1 pseudogene is annotated in these 276 nt (G+C 74.6%); it reads left to right on the top strand.

Annotated features, from left to right (window positions below):
- A pseudogene (locus AOK08_RS47620) lies at positions 1 to 276 on the top strand (sugar kinase); the annotation flags it as partial.

Below are 276 nucleotides of genomic sequence, written 5' to 3'. Positions count from 1 at the left end.
ATGTCACCCCCGAACGCATCCTCGCCGCAGTTGCCGACATCACCGGCCGGACCGTCGGCGAGTACGCCCTGCCCACCCCCGGCAAACGCCCCGCCCGACCGGTCGTCCAGCAGGTCACCGAGGCCCTGGACGGTGCCGTCAAGGCGGCCGGACTGGCCCGGGACGACGTGCGGCGGCTCGTCATCGGGACGCCGGGCGCCTTCGACCCGGGCACCGGCCGGCTGCGCTACGCCTCCCATCTCCCGGGCTGGCACTCCCCTGCCCTCCTCGACGAAC

This window comes from Streptomyces graminilatus, assembly GCF_001418565.1.
Taxonomy (GTDB): domain Bacteria; phylum Actinomycetota; class Actinomycetes; order Streptomycetales; family Streptomycetaceae; genus Streptomyces; species Streptomyces graminilatus.
The sequence above is the reverse complement of the archived record's forward strand: the minus strand, read 5'-3'. Positions and strand labels throughout refer to the sequence as shown.